We start from the raw sequence: 19,951 nt of genomic DNA, 5'->3' as shown, positions 1-19,951 counted from the left end.
TTATAATTGACGTAATTTAGAAAGGTAGTGTTATGTATGATTTTAAATCAAAACTTTATAGAACTTGGTGAAGGCTATGGGGATGTCTACGAATTATGTGAATTGATCAATACCAATACTAGTCGTTTACACAGAACTTTTATCCTAGCTTCACCAACGTCCTCAGGCCATGCTCTATCACTTGCCGTGGCGTTCGAACCCGCAAATGGCGGCTACTTCATGCCTGTCTATATTTGTAGAGAAGGTATTATTCAGCTTGATGAGCAAAAATCGAAACGCAGACTGCTCTTTGAACAAGCTGCCGAAAAAGCCGGCAGCACACCTGTTTATATCGAGTTGAAACACTCCTCGGAATTCGCTGAACGAGACCTTTTCTTTCAATATGTGACAGGTATTCTACGTCTCAATCATTTGTTACCGCCATTAAAATAAATATTATAATCCAGCTTTATAGTCATATTCTTTCGCTTTATCCGGTTTTGCATTTTCGTATTCCGTTTTCACGTATGGACGATAAGATGGCAACACCTTTTTCACGGAAGGAAGACGTTCAATTTTACTCATGACCGTGTCAACGTCCTCCTTATCGCAATAAAGGACGACATACTTCATTTTGCGTGATATATAATGGACGTGACCATATTTCCGAAACGATTTTGCCTGCTTCAAATGTTGCAGATAGACGATAATTCCTTGACGTTCGACCATAGATTTCCCCTCTTTCCTTATCCCATACAATACCATAGGAATGAAAAAACCTGCAACATAAGAAAAGCGGAAGCACCTTGGTAGGGGCGTAAGGCGGAACAGCGACGCGGTGCCTTTTGCCGCATAGCTGGTCTGACTTACGCCTGTCGCTCCTAGGTGCTGGAGCTAGACAATTGAAAAGCAGAAGGCGCTTACATAGACACTGAACATTGCTGACAGCATCATTCTTTTGACTTATAATGAAAAAAGCACATGTAATTGATAAGGAGGATCCTTAATGGGTAGAAAAACAAAAGTTGCCCTTACGGTAGGCGCTGCAGGAGTTGCAGCATGGGCAGCTTCCAAAGTTGTCGCAAAACCGATTCCGCGTGAAGGTAAAGAAGCACTCAACTTTCAAAAACCAGTTATTCTAGCTCATCGGGGCGGTCATTCCGAAGCACCTGAGAACACACAAGCCGCATTCTCTAAAGCGGCTGAACTCGGCGTACATGGATTTGCAGTCGATATTCGGTTAACAAAAGATGAAGAAATTATTGTCTTTCACGACGAATTCACCGATCGGACAACCGATTTCTCCGGACGAACTGCCGAATACACACTTGACGAATTGAAAAAAGCGGATGCAGGCTATCGTTTTGAAGATGAAGCCGGCGACTTTCCCTATCGCGGAACAGGAGAAGTCATCCTAACCCTACGTGAACTATTAGAAAGTTTTCCACATATGTTAATTGCCATCAATCTAAAAGATTCCCCCGACACATACGAGGGAAGTTTGATGCCATCGAAGCTTTGGAGACTTCTTGATGAGCTCGGTGCTTGGGATCGTGTCGCTGTGACAGGGCCCTATGATGAGCAGACCGATCGATTCAACTTATATGCTCAAAATCGTGTAGCAACTGGTGCTGGAGATAATGAAGTGAAAAAAGCTTACGCCGCTTTCACAAGTAAATTAGGACATCTTTACAGTCCCCGTGCCGATTTGTTTAGAATTTCAGAAAAACTTGGCGTCTTCCCGCTAGGCACCGAAAGTTTTATCCATTTTCTTAAACAATTGAATGTCGTTGTTTACTTTGAAGATGTCCATGACAAAGAGACATTCATCAAGTTATTATCGATTGGCGCAAGTGGTTTCATCACCGATCGCCCGACTTTAGCAATGGAAATTATCCAAGAACATATAGGTGAATAATAAAAACAGGTTGCATGTCATGTCGACTTTCCGACACACATGCAACCTGTTTTTAATTTGCTTCAGCAGATTACGCTTGATTTTAAGCAGAACACGAGCAACTTCCGCCCGTTCCGCATCCATCCCCGCAAGATGAACCCGAAAAGAATGCACTTTCCGCCGGTACTTTGACCGTATCTGAAACTGATTTGGCAACAATTGAGCCGACTTGGTCAAATAAATATTGAACATCATTCTCTGCCAATCGAAGTGCCGCTACCCGTTCATTCACATCAAGATTGCGTTTCTGAACACGAATGCTTTTCATCACTATATTATAATCCGGATGATATCTTCCGAATCGTTGAACTTCCTCATATCGTTCTTTCATAGCTGTAAATGCCTGGATTTCTGTGACCAGCACAGCATCTGTATAGACAGCATCATAAGCTTTGCGATACTCATCTACCACATCTGAAGAAAGCAGCATATCCGCTAGCCCTTCAGCCTGCTCAATGATGGTGATCCACTCGCCAGTCATCATCATATAATGATCCCCTCCCATCATTGCTTATCATACCAGATGAGAGAGTCTACATGCACCTACGGATGATTTATTTCATTAAAATCCAAAAAGGTTTTCTCGAAAAGTGCTCGCTCTGCTTCTTCGAAATCAGAAAAAGGAAGCAATCCATCTGCCGTATGTTGCGTTTTTTCGTGACCTTTCCCAGCAATAAGCACAATATCTCCTGGTGCCGCACTAAAAATCGCCTTCCGAATGGCATGTTTTCGGTCCAACACCACTTCGACTGCTGAACAATCACCACCAAACCCTTCCAGTATATCCTCGATAATTGCCAACGGATCCTCATTTCTTGGATTATCTGATGTTACAATGACATTCGCTGAATAGAAAACAGCAAGTTCCCCCATATCTGCCCTTTTTCCTTTATCGCGTTCACCGCCACAGCCAAAAACAGTGATCAGTTTACCGTAACACGAATTTGCCAACGTACATAAGACCGCCTGGAGCGCATCTGGTGTGTGCGCATAGTCGATATAAACACTTACACCATCACGCTCCAATTGCTGCAATCTGCCTTCCGGTAGCTGTAATTGGCTACAATACTGCAAGATATCATCTAAACGATAACCAAGTACGACAAGTGCACCTATTGCTGCCAATGCATTCATCCGATTATAATTCCCCGGAATCACAAACTTTTTTTCAAAATCTGGCACTTGGATACCCGCTAACGAATCTACCCCAAAATAAACCACTGGAACGGTTGCATCTTTAACCATTTCCACACATTGTTCATCTTCCCCATTGACAATCATCGTTTTTACCATCTGACTTAAACGCTTTTTCGCAAGAATATAAGCTAGCTTTCCTCCATGTTCTTCATAATGGTCCGTTCCGATATTCATAAGAATCCCAATGTCAATTTCGCAATGTGCCAAACGATTTGAAGACAATCCAAGTGAAGAGGCTTCCAGCACAATATGCGTCACGCCTTGGTCTTCACATTTCTTCAACAAAGGATGAAGGTATTCTGCGGGTAACGTCGTCATTTTCGGGCTATCATACTCCATCTTCATGCCGTCTATAAAAACCCCAGTTGTGCCGATGACAGCTGCGTGATTACCAAAACAATTCAATAATTGACCAATAAAATGCGTGACTGTTGTCTTTCCATTTGTTCCTGTTACCGCAATTACTTTTAGTCGCCTTGCGGGATAACCAGCAAATCGAGCACTTGCGTGAGCCATGAACACTCTACAATCTGGTACGGTGACGACGGGCACGTTGGTCGGCAGATTGGTTAAATCAGTACGATCGACAACAATTGCTACAGCTCCCTGTTCAATCGCTTGTTGAATAAGTAGCGTTCCATCGCTATGCCCGCCTTTTCTTGCAACAAAAACAAACCCATTCTTTACTCGTGAAGAATTCTCAGTAATCCCCGTGACTGGTGATCTAATTTCGCCTCCACTAACTGTGCAAGGCCAGTCTTTTAATAGCTCCGTTAAAAGCAGCACCACTCTCCCCTTCCCGAACATTTTCTGAGACAGCGAATATATTGAGAGCGAACATACTTTATCGTATGAAGAAAGTGCAATGAACGTCACGAAGAAAGTTGGGAGCATTTATGATTATCCAGAAATTCGGTGGGGTTGCAATGAAGGATGAAATGATGAGATCGAATTGTATTAATCATATAAAAGAAGGACTTCATGAATTCGGGGAGGTTGTCGTTGTTGTTTCCGCTATCGGACGCTTCGGTGACCCCTATTCTACGGACAGCCTTCTACAAGTCACTGATGCCTTCTCGTCTTCTACAGCGGCAAGTGATCTTGTGGCGTCATGTGGGGAACTCATTGCGGCAGCGGTATTATCTGCAGAGTTAGCTCGTGCAGGCGTCGAAAACACCATCCTCCACGGTGTTAAGGCAGGGATATGGACTGATGGGGATTTCGGGGACGGTTCTATTAGTCGTATCGATACTTCGTCAATTCTCGAAAGTCTTGAGCAAACCCACTGTGTTATCATTCCGGGTTTTCAGGGGATAGATGAAGCGGGTCACGTGATGACACTTGGAAGAGGCGGCAGTGACCTTACAGCCATTGCACTTGCAGGGGCATTGGATGCCTCGCATGTGGAATTCTTTAAAGACGTACCTGGCGTCATGACGCATGATCCTCGTGAAGTCGAGAATTGCAACAAGCTGGACCTGTTAGAAATGGAAGAATTCCTTGTTCTACTTGATTGTGACAGACCCATTATCCAAAAACGGGCTGCGATTCATGCCATACAAACAGCGACACCTCTTTATATACGAGGTATCGCTAGCTCAGAATCCGGCACATGGATTATCCCCTAGGCAGTGATGTCATTTATCGCTGCCTCTTTTCCTCTATCGTCATACGAACAAAGTTCTGTGTATAATACTTGCTATATGCACCTGTACCAAGATGTGTGAAATCCTTATCAAGTAAAACATCACGATGTGCTGTAGAATTGAGCCACCCATGAACTGCCTCTATCGCATCTACATAGTTGGATGCGATATTTTCTCCTGCCTTACGATGTTCAATTCCCGCCTCTTTTAATCTATCCGCAAAGCTTCCGGTCACAGGCGATTCATGAGAGAAGTAATTTTGCAATGCCATATCTTCACTATGTTTACGTGCTATTTCTCCCAAATAATAATCACTGAAAACCTTGTCCAAACCGTGCTTCTCGCGGTAGATATTCGTCAATTCAAAAATTTGACGTTCCATCGCCCGATCGACCTCCATTTGCATCGAAGACGAAGGGCGTTGGGGGTTAACGATTTCACCCATGTAGGCCATATCATAGGGTTGATGAAGAACAAGTGTAATAGGGTCAATGTAACGAACCGCCTCCAACATCTCATCAACAGTGTCAATATACAGCTGTGCGTAGACTCCGTCATATTCAATCAATAATCTAGATTTCAGGTCATCTCCATTCAACGTGAACGTGTAGACACTATCATCCACTTCCACAGCTACCTCGGTTTCCACAATCGTAAATCGATAAATGTCTTGTACCTCCTGACCAATTGTAAACGGAGCAATATCAGACGATAAATTCGCTGTGTAAATTTGATTCACTCGCTCGTCGGATACACCTACCATGAATTCCAAATCTGCAGTATAAATCCACCAATCATAACCATAATCAGACGGTTCAACCCTATCTGGCTTCCCCATCTCGTCAATTAGCTTATCGACTGATTGCCCAACAAATAGCGATAGACCAGCTTCGGGTCTAGCGGGATGTGCTGTTGTCAATCCATCTCCAGTTCCCGGTACCGGTATTGCTGTACCATGTTTCACCGGAGATTCGAGCGGCTTATTCTCCTTAACACGATCATCCAGAATATAAAAAAGTACAAGGACGATAATCAGTAGAAGTACTATTTTCCAAAGTACTTTCATTTTCCACACCACTTTCACAATGAATTTGTTAAGGCAAGTTAACATCTGTTACACCGCCTGGATAATTTACAAAATTTAGTTATTTATAGATGAAGGGGTTCCTCTGGAATGCAGGTACATGATTCCCTCTTTTTATTATACTTCGGCAAGTAGATAAAAATGTTGAGGAATGTCTTATTCCCTACAATAATCGAGTTAAGGCAATGACACAATCTTGTCATTGCAACTACAGGCAATTTGCTCTATTATAAATAGGTATAGGGAATTGGCTGAACGATTTATAAGGAGGATATGAACTATGTATATTGAAGATACAGGCATCGAAAATATTGTTGCCGACTTATCACTACTTGATGAAATTATGCTAAAGCACGACCTTATCCGCGGAGGTCAGTGGGACTATGAAAGAGCGACTTTCGATAAGAAATACGAAATCAAAGAAGGTACATACTATCTACGTGTCTTCAGTTACACAATTGATGGTAATGTAGATTCACGTCATGCAGAAATGATCCTTAAAAAGCCAGTCATCGGTAAGTACTACTATCCGCATGGTGTAGAATATGGCGAAGGCGAACATTTCCCTGCAAGCCTGGTCAAAGACTGTGTTGCAACATTAAAAGCAGTACACGCTGAACTACTTCCTTATAATCTTAAAAAATAATCGAGTAACGGAATGCCGGAGACCTTAAAGTTCTCCGGTTTTTTCTATCCTCCATCCTCAGCTCTGTCTTTTCTATCTACTGACTATTGAATCGTCTATATCTTGGTTATAATTGAACTATATGGACAACTATGTAGTTTGGGCGCAAACATCCTTCAAATGATAGCTGAAGTGGCTATGCTTTTGAAGGTTGGCCTTTTTAGGTACCAAAGCTAATTCGAAGGGACTCTCTTTATCAACACTTATCAAGTGAAAACTTTGGGGGAATGACTGTTGACGAAATGGCTCACAAAACGTAATTTTATTATAACAGTAACTATAATCATTACAATTTTAATTTTAATCTTTATTATTCCTGTTTCACTACCCCTCATTTTTGCACTCCTTACCGCAATAATGATCGACCCGCTTGTTCGGCTAACCGAAAAAAAATTTAAGTGGAACCGAAAACTATCGGCCATGTCTGTTTTTATTTTTGTCCTTACCATTATCACATCCATACTGTATTATACGGTTACTCAATTAATCGGAAAGATTATTAAGTTCACGAAAGCCGCACCTGATTATTTAAATTCATTATCCGGTATATGGATAGATAGTCAAAGTAAATTGTTTCAATATACTTCCGTATTCCCTGAGGAAGTTATTAAACCCATCCGTAAAGAATTCAAAGATATATTCGAATCCATGCGCGAATCCATTCTGAGTTTACTCAATTATGAAAAAGTACTGGGTCTAATGACGGAAATTCCAAACTTCCTTGTTAGTTTTATTGTTTTTTTAATTGCTTTATTCCTTTTTATGCTCGAATTACCAGAGCTAAAAAAAATCCTTTTCAGACACTTGACCACAGCAACTGCAGAAAAAGTTCGCTATATGATCACCAAACTTAATTCCGTTATTTTTGGTTTCATGAAAGCCCAGCTATTGGTTAGCCTTATCATCCTTGCCGTCACATTTGTCGGTCTACTGTTAATCACACCTAAGTATGCAATCGTGATGTCGCTTGTCATTTGGATTATCGATGTCATCCCTATTCTCGGCTCCATCATTGTCCTTGCCCCTTGGTCACTGTATTTGTTCATAAGTGGGGATGTCGCTACCGCTACAAAATTAGCCATTCTAGCGGCGATTTTACTCATCATACGCCGAACTGTTGAACCAAAAGTGATGGGTTCCCAAATTGGCTTATCACCACTTCCAACGCTGATTGCTATGTTCATCGGATTGAAACTAATGGGATTTCTCGGTTTTTTTGTCGGTCCACTCCTAGTTATCTTGTTCACAACAGCACGCGAAGCAGGAATCATCAAAGTCAACTTTAGAATTTAAATTAAGTACCTTCTTTCTCACTCGTTCATTTTCGGTCCGCTTTCGGTCATAGATTCACGATAGTTAAAAGGAATTGAAGACTAGTGTGGATTGGAAGTGCCCGAAGATATAATTTCGGGCACTTTTGCACATTGTACAATGAGTTTTTCCCTTACTTCTCATCATGTAACTCTGAATAGATAGTGACATTTCCAGAAATAACAATAGATCGTATCATGACAGAAGAGCATCAGCGGACAAAATTGTATCTTTGGCCGCTTTTCACCAAGTAAGAAATCCTCTATTCCCTTGTTTCCATAAAGTATTTGTACTTCGTGAATGCGTATTTTGGGATACCGACGTTTGAACGAACACCGTTCGATTACCGAAAACACTGTAGGGCTGCTACTTGGTCGCACCCCTACAGATCTAAGGCACCCCGGTAATCGTATAGAAATCGTTCAATCCAAAACATTACAAAAAGAACTATTCACGTAGTACTAGGTGTTTGGTTATTTTTGTCTAAACAACAGCCGTAAAAAAAACACGCAGTCCACACAATATACATGTGGACTGCGTGTTTTTATTTAGAAACCAAAGATTGCCTTGAAGACCGACGTCGTTTCTCCACCCTTGTAGAATACATAAAGGAGAAGATAGACCGCAACACCAGTAATCGCTGTAAAGAGCCAAATCACAGCTGTTATGGGACCTATTTTTCGATGCTTGACCAATTTATTCTTCAATCCGGTGTAAATGGCCACAGTTCCAAGTACTGCACCTGTCATCGCAAGACAGATATGAAAAACAAGGAACGTCGTATAATATACTTTTAAATGATCCGGACCACCAAACGCAGTATTGCCAACAAATATACTACGCGATATATAAATGATTAGAAAAAGAAGTGCCGATACCGCCGCTGCTAACATCATTTTCTTATGCGCTTCTACTTTCTTTTTTCGAATAAGATTCCAGCCAACCGCTACAAAAATAGCCGATAGGACAATCAAAAATGTACTAATTGTAGGCAGTAATGGTACAGTCATTCCTAAGTTCCCCTTTTCTTAAATCCTACTTTATTTATTGTTGGTGTATCGATAATCTTTGTCGCTCCACTAGGGCCTTCTGCGTAATTTCGTCCGCATTATCTTGTTCATCCTTGTACCACTTAATGAAGACTTTACCGATAAATACAATATAAATAACTTCTTGAATAATCTTCATAAGAATTCCACCTAGTTGTTGATCGACCAAAGTGGGCATAGTCGTAAACAACTCTGGGCCAGAAATTCCTAATCCGGAAAGTCCTGCAAGTGTTCCAGCAGGCACACACAGCGCCATTGCTTTTAACCAGGCCTCTCCACTTTGATACGTTTCGTATACAGGCACATCTACAAAGATGATCAGTGAACACGCAGGCGTGAAAAAAATCGCACTCAATATGATATAACCAATTTTTTTCAATCCATGAAGTTGCGGCTGCCCCTTCAATGTATTGACGACTGGCCACCAAAAAAACATAGCTGCAAAAAACAAAGTTATCGTAAAAATGGAATGTAACGGTGCACTTAGTTTCACATTATCCAATATAATTGGAATGTGATAAATCGAAAACATACCTATAAATAATGTGATGGCAATAACCGGTTTAGTAAAGAAATTGATAATACGTTCAATTTTTTTGATATCGAATACCTTTTGCCACATCCAATTTGGGATACCCATAATAAGTAGTGGGGCAACTAATAATAATAATAGCGCCATTTGGACCATATGCATTGTAAATAAAATATGACCCAATAAATCTACAGGCGACCCTTTCACGATATAAAGCAAAACCATCGATAAGAGGAAAAAAATTAATTGCTTGCGAGCAAGTGGTTCGCTCCCTTCAAATCGATGACGCATTTTGGTTGTAAGAAATATATACAACGCGATGACGATTAGGAGGGTTACTAAAAACCACGGACTCCATAGTGCACGAAAACCAAATATGCTTAAAGGCATCATTGCCATTGCTCCTTCCATAAGCTCTCTATCCTTTATTATAAAACGAATAGGGCTGTAACTCAATGTACGAACTATGACATTTCATCAAAAAAACGAGCAAAAAGCACTGGAGCCAAGACGCAAAATCTATATGTCGCAATTTAACCGCAGCTCGAGATTTTATGATTTACTAAGCAAAGAAAAAGCCTGTAGAAGATTAAATCTCCACAGGCTTTTTCGACTGTTTGATTACCACCATACGATTGTGAAGAATGTCAACACAACTGTGAACGCAAGCAATGCACCCGTAAACATAAACATTTGTGGGATACCGTGCCCTTTTTCGCTCATATGCATGAAGTAATACAATTGTAAACCAACTTGAACTGCTGCTAACAACAGTAACATCGGGAAAATGAAGTACTTCGAGAATCCGGCAACGTCATTTTGAAAAGCTGTAACCATTGTGAATGAGATCAGCGTCAGGAAAATCATTAACGAAAACATCATGACCTGATTGCGCATTGCACTTTTCGCACGTCTTTTACCGAGCTCAAATTCCGCAGGTGATTTTTTGTAAACTGGAATGTCCGCCATATTAACCTATCACTCCCATCAAGTAGACTACAGTGAAGATGAATACCCAAACAACGTCAATAAAGTGCCAGTATAGCGAGAACGTATAATACTTAGACGCATTATACAAGTTCAATCCACGCTTCGCGTTACGGAATATAAGTAGCGTAATCCAAACAAGTCCGATGGCTACGTGGAAACCGTGAGTCCCTACAAGCGTATAGAATGAAGAACTGAATGCACTATTACCGAACGTGAAACCTTCATGTACATAGTGTACGAATTCATACACTTCAAGCATAAGGAATCCAAGTCCAAGTAACGCAGTAATGGCAAGCCATAATTGCATTTTCTTGAAGTTATAGTTTTTCAAATGATACATCGCATATACACTTGTTAATGAAGATGTAAGCAAAAGCATCGTCATCACTAAAACAAGCGGTAATTGATATAACTCTTGTGTTGAAAAACCAAAACCACTTGGGCCTTTGTTTTTCAGTGCAAGATATGTTGCAAAGAGCGTAGCGAAAAGAATCGTTTCTCCACCAAGGAAAAGCCAGAAACCAACAAACTTATTCTTCGCTTCCAACGTTGCTTTTTCCGGATGTTCCGGCCACGTTTCAGGGGTGAATTTTTTATTCAAATCCATTAGTTTTGACCCCCTTTACGTTTTAAATCTTTTAAGATATCTTCTTTCTTAACATGGTAACCCAAGTCATCCTTCACAGAACGAAGCGCCATTGCGATGAATGTCCAAACTAGACCAATGATAAGAACTGGAAGACCCCATGGATAGTCAAGGCGGAACATTGCACCAAATCCAGCGATGAACAAACCTAAACTCATGAAGAATGGAATTATTGAACCATGTGGCATGTGAATGTCTGTGACAGGCTCAGCCGGTGTAATTCCAGATTTATTACCTTCCATTTTCTCAATCCAGTACGTATCAAGTCCACGTACTAATGGAGTTTGAGCAAAGTTATAGAATGGTGGTGGTGACGGAATTGCCCATTCAAGCGTACGTCCATCTTCCCATGGATCGTTTCCAACACGTTCGTTTTTAATTGTTGTCTTAATAATATTAATAACAAGTACAATTACACCGATTGCCATGAATAGAGCACCGACTGAACTGATATAGTTCGCTGTGTTCCAACCTTGGCCGTCCATATATGTCCAGACACGGCGTGGCATACCCCATAGTCCTAACCAGTGTTGAATTAGGAATGTTAGATGGAAACCGATGAAGAAGAACCAGAAAGTAATCTTTCCAAGTGTTTCACTCAACATTGTTCCAAACATTTTTGGCCACCAGAAATGAACACCTGCTAAAATCGCAAGGACAACCCCTCCAACAATTACATAGTGGAAGTGAGCTACGATAAAGTACGTATCATGTAACTGATAGTCAAGTGGTGCTGTACCAGCCATAATTCCCGTTACTCCACCCATAACAAATGATGGGATAAAACCAAGTGCATAAAGCATAGGTGTTGTAACTTTGATATTTCCGCCCCAAATGGTGAGCAACCAGTTAAAGATTTTCACACCAGTTGGAATAGCGATTGTCATTGTTGCTACAGCGAATATTGCGTTTGCTGTTGGCCCAAGACCTACTGTAAACATATGGTGAGCCCAAACCATGAACCCAAGGAATCCAATTAAAACAGTGGCAAAAACCATTGCCGAATAACCAAATAGACGTTTTCGTGCGAAAATCGAGAATATCTCTGAGAAAATACCGAAAGCCGGTAAAATCAAGATATATACTTCAGGGTGACCAAATATCCAGAATATATGCTCCCAGATAATCGTATTTCCGCCCATTGTATGGTCAAAGAAGTTACCACCAAACATTCGATCGAATGTAAGGAAGAAAAGTCCAACCGTAAGTGGAGGGAATGCAAAAAGAATCATAGCTGACGCAACAAATGTAGTCCACGTAAACAGCGGCATACGCATGTATGTCATCCCCGGAGCACGCATGTTAATGATTGTAACAAGGAAGTTAATCCCACCCATTAACGTACCACCACCGGCTATTTGAAGTCCGATTGCATAAAAGTCAACGCCGTGTCCTTCTGAAGCAAGGGACAGTGAAGCGTAAGATGTCCAACCAGCATCTGGTACTTGACCGAAAAACCAAGAAACGTTCAAGAACAAACCACCGAAGAAGAACATCCAAAAACCTAATGAGTTGATGAATGGGAATGCAACGTCACGCGCTCCAATTTGGAGTGGCATGATGGCATTCATAAATCCGAATAATATTGGCATGGCTGCTAGGAAAATCATCGTGGTCCCGTGCATGGTAATAACTTCGTTAAAAAGTCCCGCACTGATGAAATCACTGTTTGGCTTGAGAAGCTGAATCCGAATCATTAATGCTTCGATACCGCCGAGCACAAAGAAGAATCCTCCACCAAGGAGATAAAGGATACCAATCTTCTTATGGTCAACTGTCGTCATCCAGTCCCACAGCGTTGCGCCAAAACTTCTTTTTTGAGCAACTGAACTCAATTTGTTTACCTCCCCTTCAAAATCACATTCAAATTCTTATGCAACAATTATTTTTCGACTTTAAGTCCCATGAGGTACTCTGCAAGTGCGTCGAGTTCCGCATCAGTAAAGTGTGTAGATGCTGGCATCTTGTTCCCCGGTTTGTATTTCTGAGGATCAACAATCCACTTTTTTAAGTCTTCTTTCGAATGGTCCAAAAATCCAGCTACACGGTTACGGTCACCAAATGTTGCTAAGTTTGGCCCCTGTGCACCCGTTTCGCCTACAGCTGATGTCGCGTGACATCCGATACAGCTATTTTGTGCAAATAATTCTTCACCTTGACTAGTAGCCGGGTCTGAAACACGAGTATCTGTTGCCTGCATTGCTGCTACCCACTCGTTAAATTCCGGACGTGGCATTGTTTTCACTTTGAAGTCCATAAGTGCGTGTGAAGGACCACAAAGCTCAGCACATTTACCGTAGAACACGCCATCTTTTAGATTTTGTGATTCTTTTTCAAATTCCAAATAGAATTTATTAACGTTTTCAACGTTGGTATCGAGCTTCCCACCAACTGCTGGAATCCAAAATGAGTGCTTTACGTCTGCAGCAAGTAGGTTGAAGTACACTTTTTCGCCCGTTGGAACGACAAGTTCCTGTGCAGTGACGATTCCAAGATCAGGATATTCAAACTCCCACCAGTAAAGTTTCGCTGTTACATCAACGATTAGGTTCTCTGCATTACCATCCTCGTCGACAGCATCCATTGCCGATACATCACCAAATTTATATGTGTAATAAACAGTTGGAACAGCAAGAATTATTACAAGAATTACTGGAATTACTGTCCAAATCAATTCAAGTGTATGACTTCCTTCAACTTGCTTAGGAATATGGTCTTCACCTAATTTTGAACGTCTAAAACGGACAATTGCAATGACATAGATGAGTACAACTACAATGATTACCAGAAGCATGATTACCGATGTTAACATCAGCAATTTGAATTGATCCTTTCCGACTTGACCAGCCGGAAGAAGCGTAGATAGCTCTTCTTGACCACACCCTGCCAGGAACACAGTTAGAGCTGCCAATAGAGAAAAGAGACGCCACTTTTTAAGTCCTTTCATCATAGCTTAATGATACCTCTCTTTCTAAAAAATTGTTTTTTTACTTATGAGGACTGCTGACCTCTCTATATGAATTCCTGTTAAAAGAAAGAATTCCGGGTATTAAATAAATATCGAAAAAATGATCATCGCAACAAATAAGATTGTCATATAATTTAGCGAATAAATGAACATAGCTGATGCCCATTTCAAATCATCTTTTGCTTTGAAGCCTTTCAGTGCAAGATACAGCCACCCGATATTCAATACGGTTGCGAGTACGATGAAACTAATCCCAAGTTCCGTTAGAAGGAACGGTAATGGGAATAACAACAACACCCAAACCAACATCGATTTCTTCGTTCTTGCAAAGCCTTTTACAACAGGTAGCATCGGAATGTTTGCAGCACGATATTCTTCAGTCCTACGCATCGCAAGTGCATAAAAATGCGGCGGTTGCCAAATGAACATAATTAAAAATAATGCCCATGCACCTGCACCTAGTGCTGGTTCCACGGCAGCCCATCCAATTAAAGGTGGAATTGCCCCTGAAATACTTCCGACAATTGTGTTACTGACATGTCTCCGTTTCGACCACATCGAATAGAGTACAACATAACTGAAGATACCCGCAAGCCCCCAAAGACCGGCTGCTGGTGATGCGGCAAACAATAGGGCTTCACCTGCAATAATAAATGTGAACGCAATTGCCCAGACAGTGGATGCTTTGAATCGTCCGGTAACTGTCGGTCTTGACTTAGTTCTAGACATGATTGGATCAATATCACGATCAATCAGGTTGTTGAGTGCGGCAGATCCGGCAATAATCAATCCCGATCCCCCAAGGGCATATATGAGTAAATCTATATGTTGGAGAAAGTTCTTGCCTGAGAATTGAAATGCTAAGAATAAACCAGTGAACGCCGTAATCATATTAGAATTGACAATGCCTATTTTAATGAGTGCTAAAAAATCCTTCAGCACTGATACCGTTTCAATATCCGACTCAGTAGCTGTAGAAATTGTTCGATCGTTCGACATACTTCCCCTCCTTTCAAAGTTGCCGGCGAAGACCGTCATGCTTAACTATATCGAAACTTAAGTAATATTTCTATACTAAAACGAAATTCCACGCTTTTTGCTAGAATATCTTCATATGTATTACATTCCACTTCTTATAGTAAATCATTTCTACCTACCTTTTGTGAAGTAAAAACGTCTTTTTTATGAACAATTTGTGAAAAGGGCTACTACTGACCTATTTCTAATCGATTGCCGTTGTTTTTTCGCCATTTCTTCGTTATCATCAAAAAAGCAGGGACCTTTTCCACGATGGTCAACAATTATAAAGAAGGTGTCTAACTTTTGCGATATAACAAGTATTTAAAATGGTTTGCAGTCGCTTCAACTATCGGCATGCTACTAATTCTTCTAGGCGGAGCCCTCGTAACAAAAACCGATAGCGGTATGGGCTGCGGTAGGCATTGGCCTGGTTGTAATGGACAACTTATTCCCGATGAAATTACAGCTGAAGTGCTCATTGAATTTTCACACCGACTTGTCACCGGATCAGTCGGAATCTTTATCGTCATATTAGCTGTTTGGTCATGGAAGTCCATTGGACATATTCGTGAAACCAAATTTTTAGCTTCAATGGCCGTATTCTTTCTTATTTTACAAGCATTAATCGGAGCTGCCCAAGTGTTATGGGGACAAGGTGATTTTATACTTGCACTCCACTTTGGTATTTCACTCATTTCCTTTGCATCAGTATTTTTATTAACACTTCTTATCTTCGAAGTAGACAAAAAATTTGATGCTGATAAGTTACGAGTAGGTACAAAATTGAAATGGCATACAATCGGTGTATCCGTATACTCCTATATTGTTGTCTATACTGGTGCGCTTGTCCGTCATACTGAATCTGGCCTTGCTTGCGCAGACTGGCCACTATGCCGCAATGAATCTTTTCAGCTTCCTCAAAATATGTACGAGTGGGTACAGATGGGTCACCGAACAGCCGCAGCATTGATCGTTGTTTGGTTGGGAATCATTATGATTCATGCCATTCGAAATTACAAAAATCAGCGCGTCATCTACTGGGGCTGGATTATTGCATTTACGATTGTAGTTCTTCAAGCATCTACAGGTATGCTGGTAGTCCTCACAAGACTTAATCTCTATATTGCTTTGCTCCATTCACTATTCATCACATTATTATTTGGCTTACTAACGTATATGATTTTACTTGTTTCAAGAAGTAAGATTAAAAAGTAAACATTGAAGGGCTGTCTGCTATTTTTGGAACAGTCCTTTTTTGTTCCAAAAAAATATCCAAAGAATCCCGCCCCACTAGCCATACACTAGTACGGAAGAATTCAATTCCCCTTCAAACTCATTTCAATAGGTTAGGTTAACTATTCCCTACTTTTATACCATACCCTGTTTATCTTGCATCATAACAAAAGCACTCGAAATAATTCTCCGAGTGCTTCCGTCAAATCAGTGCTCCAATTCAATAAGCAAATCGCCCGTCGCAATGGATTCCCCCGCAACGGCATAAATCTCTTTTACCGTACCATCAAATGGTGCTTGAATCGTTGTCTCCATTTTCATGGCTTCCGTAATGAGAAGATGTTCGCCTCTCTTTACTTTAGCCCCTTTTGAAACTGCCACTTTCAAAACAGTACCAGGCATTGTTGCCGCAATATGTGCATCATTTGACGAATCTGCCTTCTGCTTCCGAACGGTAACAGACTCCACGCTCAGATCCTCAATAATAACTTCACGTGGTTGACCATTCATTTCAAAATAGAGCACTCTTGTTGCATCTGATTGTGGTTCGCCAATCGACACTAGCTTAACGATTAACGTTTTTCCTTTTTCAATCTCTACTTCAATTTCTTCACCAAGACGCATTCCGTATAAGAATTCAGGCGTATCAATCACCGATACATCGCCAAACTCATTATTCGTCTGAGAATACTCATCGAATACTTTTGGATACAATGCGTATGAAAGTACTTCATGGCTTGTCACTGGACGTTCCAACTTACCATTCAGTTCATTCCTTAACTGTTCGAAATCGACTGCCTCTAGCAACTCCCCAGGGCGCACAGTGATTGCTTCACGCTCTTTCAAGATGACCTTTTGTAGTTCCTCTGGGAATCCACCATACGGCTGACCAATATAACCCTCAAAAAATTCAATGACTGATTCTGGGAAATCAATTGTTTTCCCGCGAACCAGGACTGATTTTTCATCAAGATCGTTTTGAACCATAAATAATGCCATATCGCCAACTATTTTAGATGAAGGAGTCACTTTCACAACATCACCAAATAGTAAATTGACGCGAGAGTACATATCCTTCACTTCTTCCCAACGTTCGCCTAAGCCTACTGCTTTAGCTTGTTGTTGCAAGTTCGAATACTGGCCGCCAGGCATTTCATGCACATAGATCTCCGAATGCGGACTCATCATGCCACTTTCAAAGTGTTGATAATACTTTCTGACATCTTCCCAGTAATAGGATAAATCCTCAAGTGATTTAACATTTGCACGGACACCGCGTTTACCGCCTTGTAGCGCATAATGAAGTGAGCCTGCTGAAGGTTGTGACGTTAGACCCGCCATTGATCCTAAGGCCGTGTCAACAATGTCTACACCCGCCTCAATCGCTTTAGCATACATATAAATTCCATTACCGCTTGTATCATGCGAATGCAGATGTATTGGCAAATCCACAGTATCTTTCAATTCGGAAATTAGTCGATATGCAGCTTCCGGTTTCAACAATCCGGCCATATCTTTGATTGCTAAAATATGAGCACCGGCTGCTTCCAGTTGCTTTGCCATATCCTTATAGTAGCCAACCGTGTATTTCGCTCGTGAATCATCAAGGATATCCCCTGTATAACAGATGGCAGCTTCCGCGACTTTACCAGCGTCACGTGTCGCATCAATGGCAACTTCCATTCCTTTAATCCAGTTCAAGCTATCGAATATCCTAAATACATCAATCCCTGCTTCGGCCGACTTTTTAACGAATTCGCGAATGACATTGTCAGGATAATTCGTGTAACCGACAGCGTTGGCACCACGGAATAGCATTTGGAACAGCACATTAGGAATTTGTTCACGCAGTTTCAATAGCCTGTCCCATGGACTTTCTTTCAAGAATCTGTAAGAAACATCGAATGTTGCGCCGCCCCACATTTCATACGAAAATAAATCTGGCATTAGTCTAGCAGATTCCGCGGCAATCGACGTCATATCAGAAGTTCGTACGCGAGTCGCCAGTAGAGATTGGTGCGCATCACGGAACGTTGTATCAGTTAATAGAACATCATCTTGTTCTTTGATCCACTTGACGAGCCCTTCTGCACCCCGTTCATCCAATATTTGCTTCGTCCCAGGTGTTGGTGGTGTTAACAGGTCCACTACTGGTTTTCTGACAGGATGGAATACAGGCTTCGATTGTTTCCCAATCCCAGGGAATCCATTAATCGTGACATTCCCGATATAATTCAACATTTTTGTTCCACGGTCTTTTCGATTCGGGAACAAAAACAGCTCTGGCGTTGAATCAATAAAACTTGTATTATAGTTCCCCGTTAGGAAATTGTTATGTTTCACTACATTTTCAAGGAACGGAATGTTCGTCTTAATACCACGAATCCTGAATTCCTGCAAATTTCTGTCCATTTTAGATGCAGCTTCACGGAATGTCATTCCCCACGTAGATACTTTAACAAGCAAAGAATCATAGTACGGTGTAATGACAGCCCCTTGGAAACCATTACCCGCATCCAGTCGGACTCCAAATCCACCACCAGATCGATAAACCATTAACTTACCTGTATCCGGCATGAAGTCATTTAGTGGGTCTTCTGTCGTTACACGAGATTGAATGGCGTATCCGAATAAAGGAATCTTATCTTGTGCCGGGATACTCGCTTCGCCTTCATGAAGATTTTTTCCATCGGCAATATGGATTTGTGAGTGAACAATATCAATTCCCGTTACCATTTCTGTAATCGTATGTTCAACTTGGATACGAGGATTTACTTCGATGAAATAAAAGCGGCCATCAGCAACGAGGAATTCCATAGTACCCGCATTGATATATCCGACATTTTCCGCTAATTTTACGGCAGCATCGCAAATTTGTTCACGCAGTCCATCCTCAAGTGAGATGGAAGGTGCAATCTCCACCACTTTCTGATGGCGACGTTGAATCGAACAGTCTCGTTCGTACAGATGGACGACATTACCGTATGTATCTCCAAGTATTTGTACTTCGATATGTTTTGGTTCAAAAACATATTTTTCAACATATACTTCGTCAGAACCAAATGCTGACTTCGCTTCTGACCGAGCACGTTCAAATGCCTCAAGAACTTCGTCAGCAGCATTGACAATCCGCATTCCACGTCCGCCACCACCGAGAGATGCCTTAATAATAATCGGATAGCCATTCGTATCCCCAAAAGCAGTGACCTCTTCAACGGAAGTAACGGGGCCATCAGTACCAGGTATCACAGGAATTCCTGCTTTGATTGCCTGCTCTCTAGCTTTCACTTTATCTCCAAACATATCAAGATGCTTCGAAGTCGGACCGATAAAAATAATTCCCTCTTCTTCAAGGCGTCGTGCAAAGTCTACATTTTCAGCAAGAAAACCATAGCCCGGGTGTATAGCGTTTGCGCCGGAGTCTTTGGCTAGTGCGATAATCCCTTCAATATCCAGGTAAGCATCGATGGGTTTTTTCCCTTTCCCCACAAGGTATGACTCATCTGCCTTGTAGCGATGGAATGACCCACTGTCTTCTGTTGAATAGATCCCTACTGTAGGAATATTCAGCTCCGTACAAGCACGAAAAATACGGATAGCAATCTCCCCGCGGTTAGCAACTAGGATTTTCTTAATCTTATCCATCACAAGGCA

General features: G+C 41.4%; 18 protein-coding genes. 6 read left to right on the top strand and 12 right to left on the bottom strand.

The window, feature by feature from the left end; genetic code table 11:
• Positions 1-36 precede the first annotated feature (36 nt).
• Positions 37-432 (top strand): DUF7147 family protein, encoded by a 396-nt coding sequence (locus ACIQ0H_RS01525; RefSeq protein WP_403409895.1) that lies wholly within the window; start codon positions 37-39, stop codon positions 430-432.
• Between the two features lie 3 nt (positions 433-435).
• On the opposite strand, the gene ACIQ0H_RS01520 is transcribed toward ACIQ0H_RS01525, so the two are convergent.
• Positions 436-708 carry a YlbG family protein gene (locus ACIQ0H_RS01520; RefSeq protein WP_403409892.1) on the bottom strand — a complete coding sequence of 91 codons (273 nt, stop codon included), beginning with the start codon at positions 706-708 and terminating at the stop codon, positions 436-438.
• Positions 709-985: 277 nt separating this feature from the next.
• Between ACIQ0H_RS01520 and ACIQ0H_RS01515 the strand changes: the two genes are divergently transcribed.
• Positions 986-1,897 (top strand): glycerophosphodiester phosphodiesterase family protein, encoded by a 912-nt coding sequence (locus tag ACIQ0H_RS01515; protein ID WP_403409889.1) that lies wholly within the window; start codon positions 986-988, stop codon positions 1,895-1,897.
• A gap of 82 nt (positions 1,898-1,979) precedes the next feature.
• Here the strand turns inward: ACIQ0H_RS01515 and ACIQ0H_RS01510 are convergent, their stop codons facing one another.
• On the bottom strand, positions 1,980-2,423 hold the full coding sequence (locus tag ACIQ0H_RS01510) for a YlbF/YmcA family competence regulator (protein ID WP_403409886.1): 444 nt from the start codon (positions 2,421-2,423) through the stop codon (positions 1,980-1,982).
• A 56-nt stretch (positions 2,424-2,479) separates the two neighbouring features.
• Entirely contained in the window at positions 2,480-3,919 is a 1,440-nt protein-coding gene (locus ACIQ0H_RS01505; protein ID WP_403409883.1) for a UDP-N-acetylmuramoyl-L-alanyl-D-glutamate--2,6-diaminopimelate ligase, read from the bottom strand.
• A gap of 110 nt (positions 3,920-4,029) precedes the next feature.
• On the opposite strand from ACIQ0H_RS01505, the gene ACIQ0H_RS01500 reads away from it, so the two are divergent.
• Complete coding sequence (locus ACIQ0H_RS01500) at positions 4,030-4,761, top strand: amino acid kinase family protein (protein ID WP_403409881.1); 732 nt, start codon at positions 4,030-4,032, stop codon at positions 4,759-4,761.
• Between the two features lie 13 nt (positions 4,762-4,774).
• Here ACIQ0H_RS01500 and ACIQ0H_RS01495 read toward each other — a convergent pair whose 3' ends face one another.
• Positions 4,775-5,845, bottom strand: a complete 1,071-nt coding sequence (locus ACIQ0H_RS01495) for a CAP domain-containing protein (RefSeq protein ID WP_403409878.1) — start codon at positions 5,843-5,845, stop codon at positions 4,775-4,777.
• A gap of 298 nt (positions 5,846-6,143) precedes the next feature.
• Between ACIQ0H_RS01495 and ACIQ0H_RS01490 the strand changes: the two genes are divergently transcribed.
• Together ACIQ0H_RS01490 and ytvI are read left to right on the top strand one after the other, a co-directional pair.
• On the top strand, positions 6,144-6,509 hold the full coding sequence (locus ACIQ0H_RS01490) for a YugN family protein (RefSeq protein WP_403409875.1): 366 nt from the start codon (positions 6,144-6,146) through the stop codon (positions 6,507-6,509).
• A 273-nt stretch (positions 6,510-6,782) separates the two neighbouring features.
• Positions 6,783-7,841 carry a sporulation integral membrane protein YtvI gene (ytvI, locus tag ACIQ0H_RS01485; protein ID WP_403409872.1) on the top strand — a complete coding sequence of 353 codons (1,059 nt, stop codon included), beginning with the start codon at positions 6,783-6,785 and terminating at the stop codon, positions 7,839-7,841.
• A gap of 566 nt (positions 7,842-8,407) precedes the next feature.
• Here ytvI and ACIQ0H_RS01480 read toward each other — a convergent pair.
• The 7 genes from ACIQ0H_RS01480 to cyoE form a co-directional block, all read right to left on the bottom strand.
• Complete coding sequence (locus tag ACIQ0H_RS01480) at positions 8,408-8,869, bottom strand: DUF420 domain-containing protein (RefSeq protein ID WP_403409869.1); 462 nt, start codon at positions 8,867-8,869, stop codon at positions 8,408-8,410.
• 34 nt (positions 8,870-8,903) lie between these two features.
• Positions 8,904-9,830 carry a cytochrome c oxidase assembly factor CtaG gene (ctaG, locus tag ACIQ0H_RS01475; RefSeq protein WP_403412300.1) on the bottom strand — a complete coding sequence of 309 codons (927 nt, stop codon included), beginning with the start codon at positions 9,828-9,830 and terminating at the stop codon, positions 8,904-8,906.
• Between the two features lie 231 nt (positions 9,831-10,061).
• Positions 10,062-10,409, bottom strand: a complete 348-nt coding sequence (locus ACIQ0H_RS01470) for a cytochrome C oxidase subunit IV family protein (RefSeq protein ID WP_403409866.1) — start codon at positions 10,407-10,409, stop codon at positions 10,062-10,064.
• Between the two features lies 1 nt (position 10,410).
• Entirely contained in the window at positions 10,411-11,037 is a 627-nt protein-coding gene (locus ACIQ0H_RS01465; RefSeq protein ID WP_403409863.1) for a cytochrome c oxidase subunit 3, read from the bottom strand.
• Positions 11,037-12,911, bottom strand: coding sequence for a cytochrome c oxidase subunit I (gene ctaD / locus ACIQ0H_RS01460; protein WP_403409860.1), 1,875 nt, complete (start codon positions 12,909-12,911; stop codon positions 11,037-11,039). Before ctaD ends, ACIQ0H_RS01465 begins: the two co-directional genes overlap by 1 nt.
• A 47-nt stretch (positions 12,912-12,958) precedes the next feature.
• Positions 12,959-14,026 carry a cytochrome c oxidase subunit II gene (gene coxB / locus ACIQ0H_RS01455; RefSeq protein WP_403409857.1) on the bottom strand — a complete coding sequence of 356 codons (1,068 nt, stop codon included), beginning with the start codon at positions 14,024-14,026 and terminating at the stop codon, positions 12,959-12,961.
• A 99-nt stretch (positions 14,027-14,125) separates the two neighbouring features.
• Positions 14,126-15,043 (bottom strand): heme o synthase, encoded by a 918-nt coding sequence (gene cyoE / locus ACIQ0H_RS01450; protein ID WP_403409854.1) that lies wholly within the window; start codon positions 15,041-15,043, stop codon positions 14,126-14,128.
• 324 nt (positions 15,044-15,367) lie between these two features.
• On the opposite strand from cyoE, the gene ACIQ0H_RS01445 reads away from it, so the two are divergent.
• On the top strand, positions 15,368-16,279 hold the full coding sequence (locus tag ACIQ0H_RS01445; protein WP_403409852.1) for a COX15/CtaA family protein: 912 nt from the start codon (positions 15,368-15,370) through the stop codon (positions 16,277-16,279).
• A gap of 225 nt (positions 16,280-16,504) precedes the next feature.
• Here the strand turns inward: ACIQ0H_RS01445 and pyc are convergent, their stop codons facing one another.
• Positions 16,505-19,942, bottom strand: coding sequence for a pyruvate carboxylase (pyc, locus tag ACIQ0H_RS01440; RefSeq protein ID WP_403409850.1), 3,438 nt, complete (start codon positions 19,940-19,942; stop codon positions 16,505-16,507).
• Between the last annotated feature and the right edge of the window lie 9 nt (positions 19,943-19,951).

It is taken from the genome of Sporosarcina sp. NPDC096371, assembly GCF_044762865.1.
Lineage (GTDB): Bacteria > Bacillota > Bacilli > Bacillales_A > Planococcaceae > Sporosarcina.
Note: the sequence above shows the minus strand (reverse complement) of the source record. Positions and strands in the feature narration are given on the sequence as shown.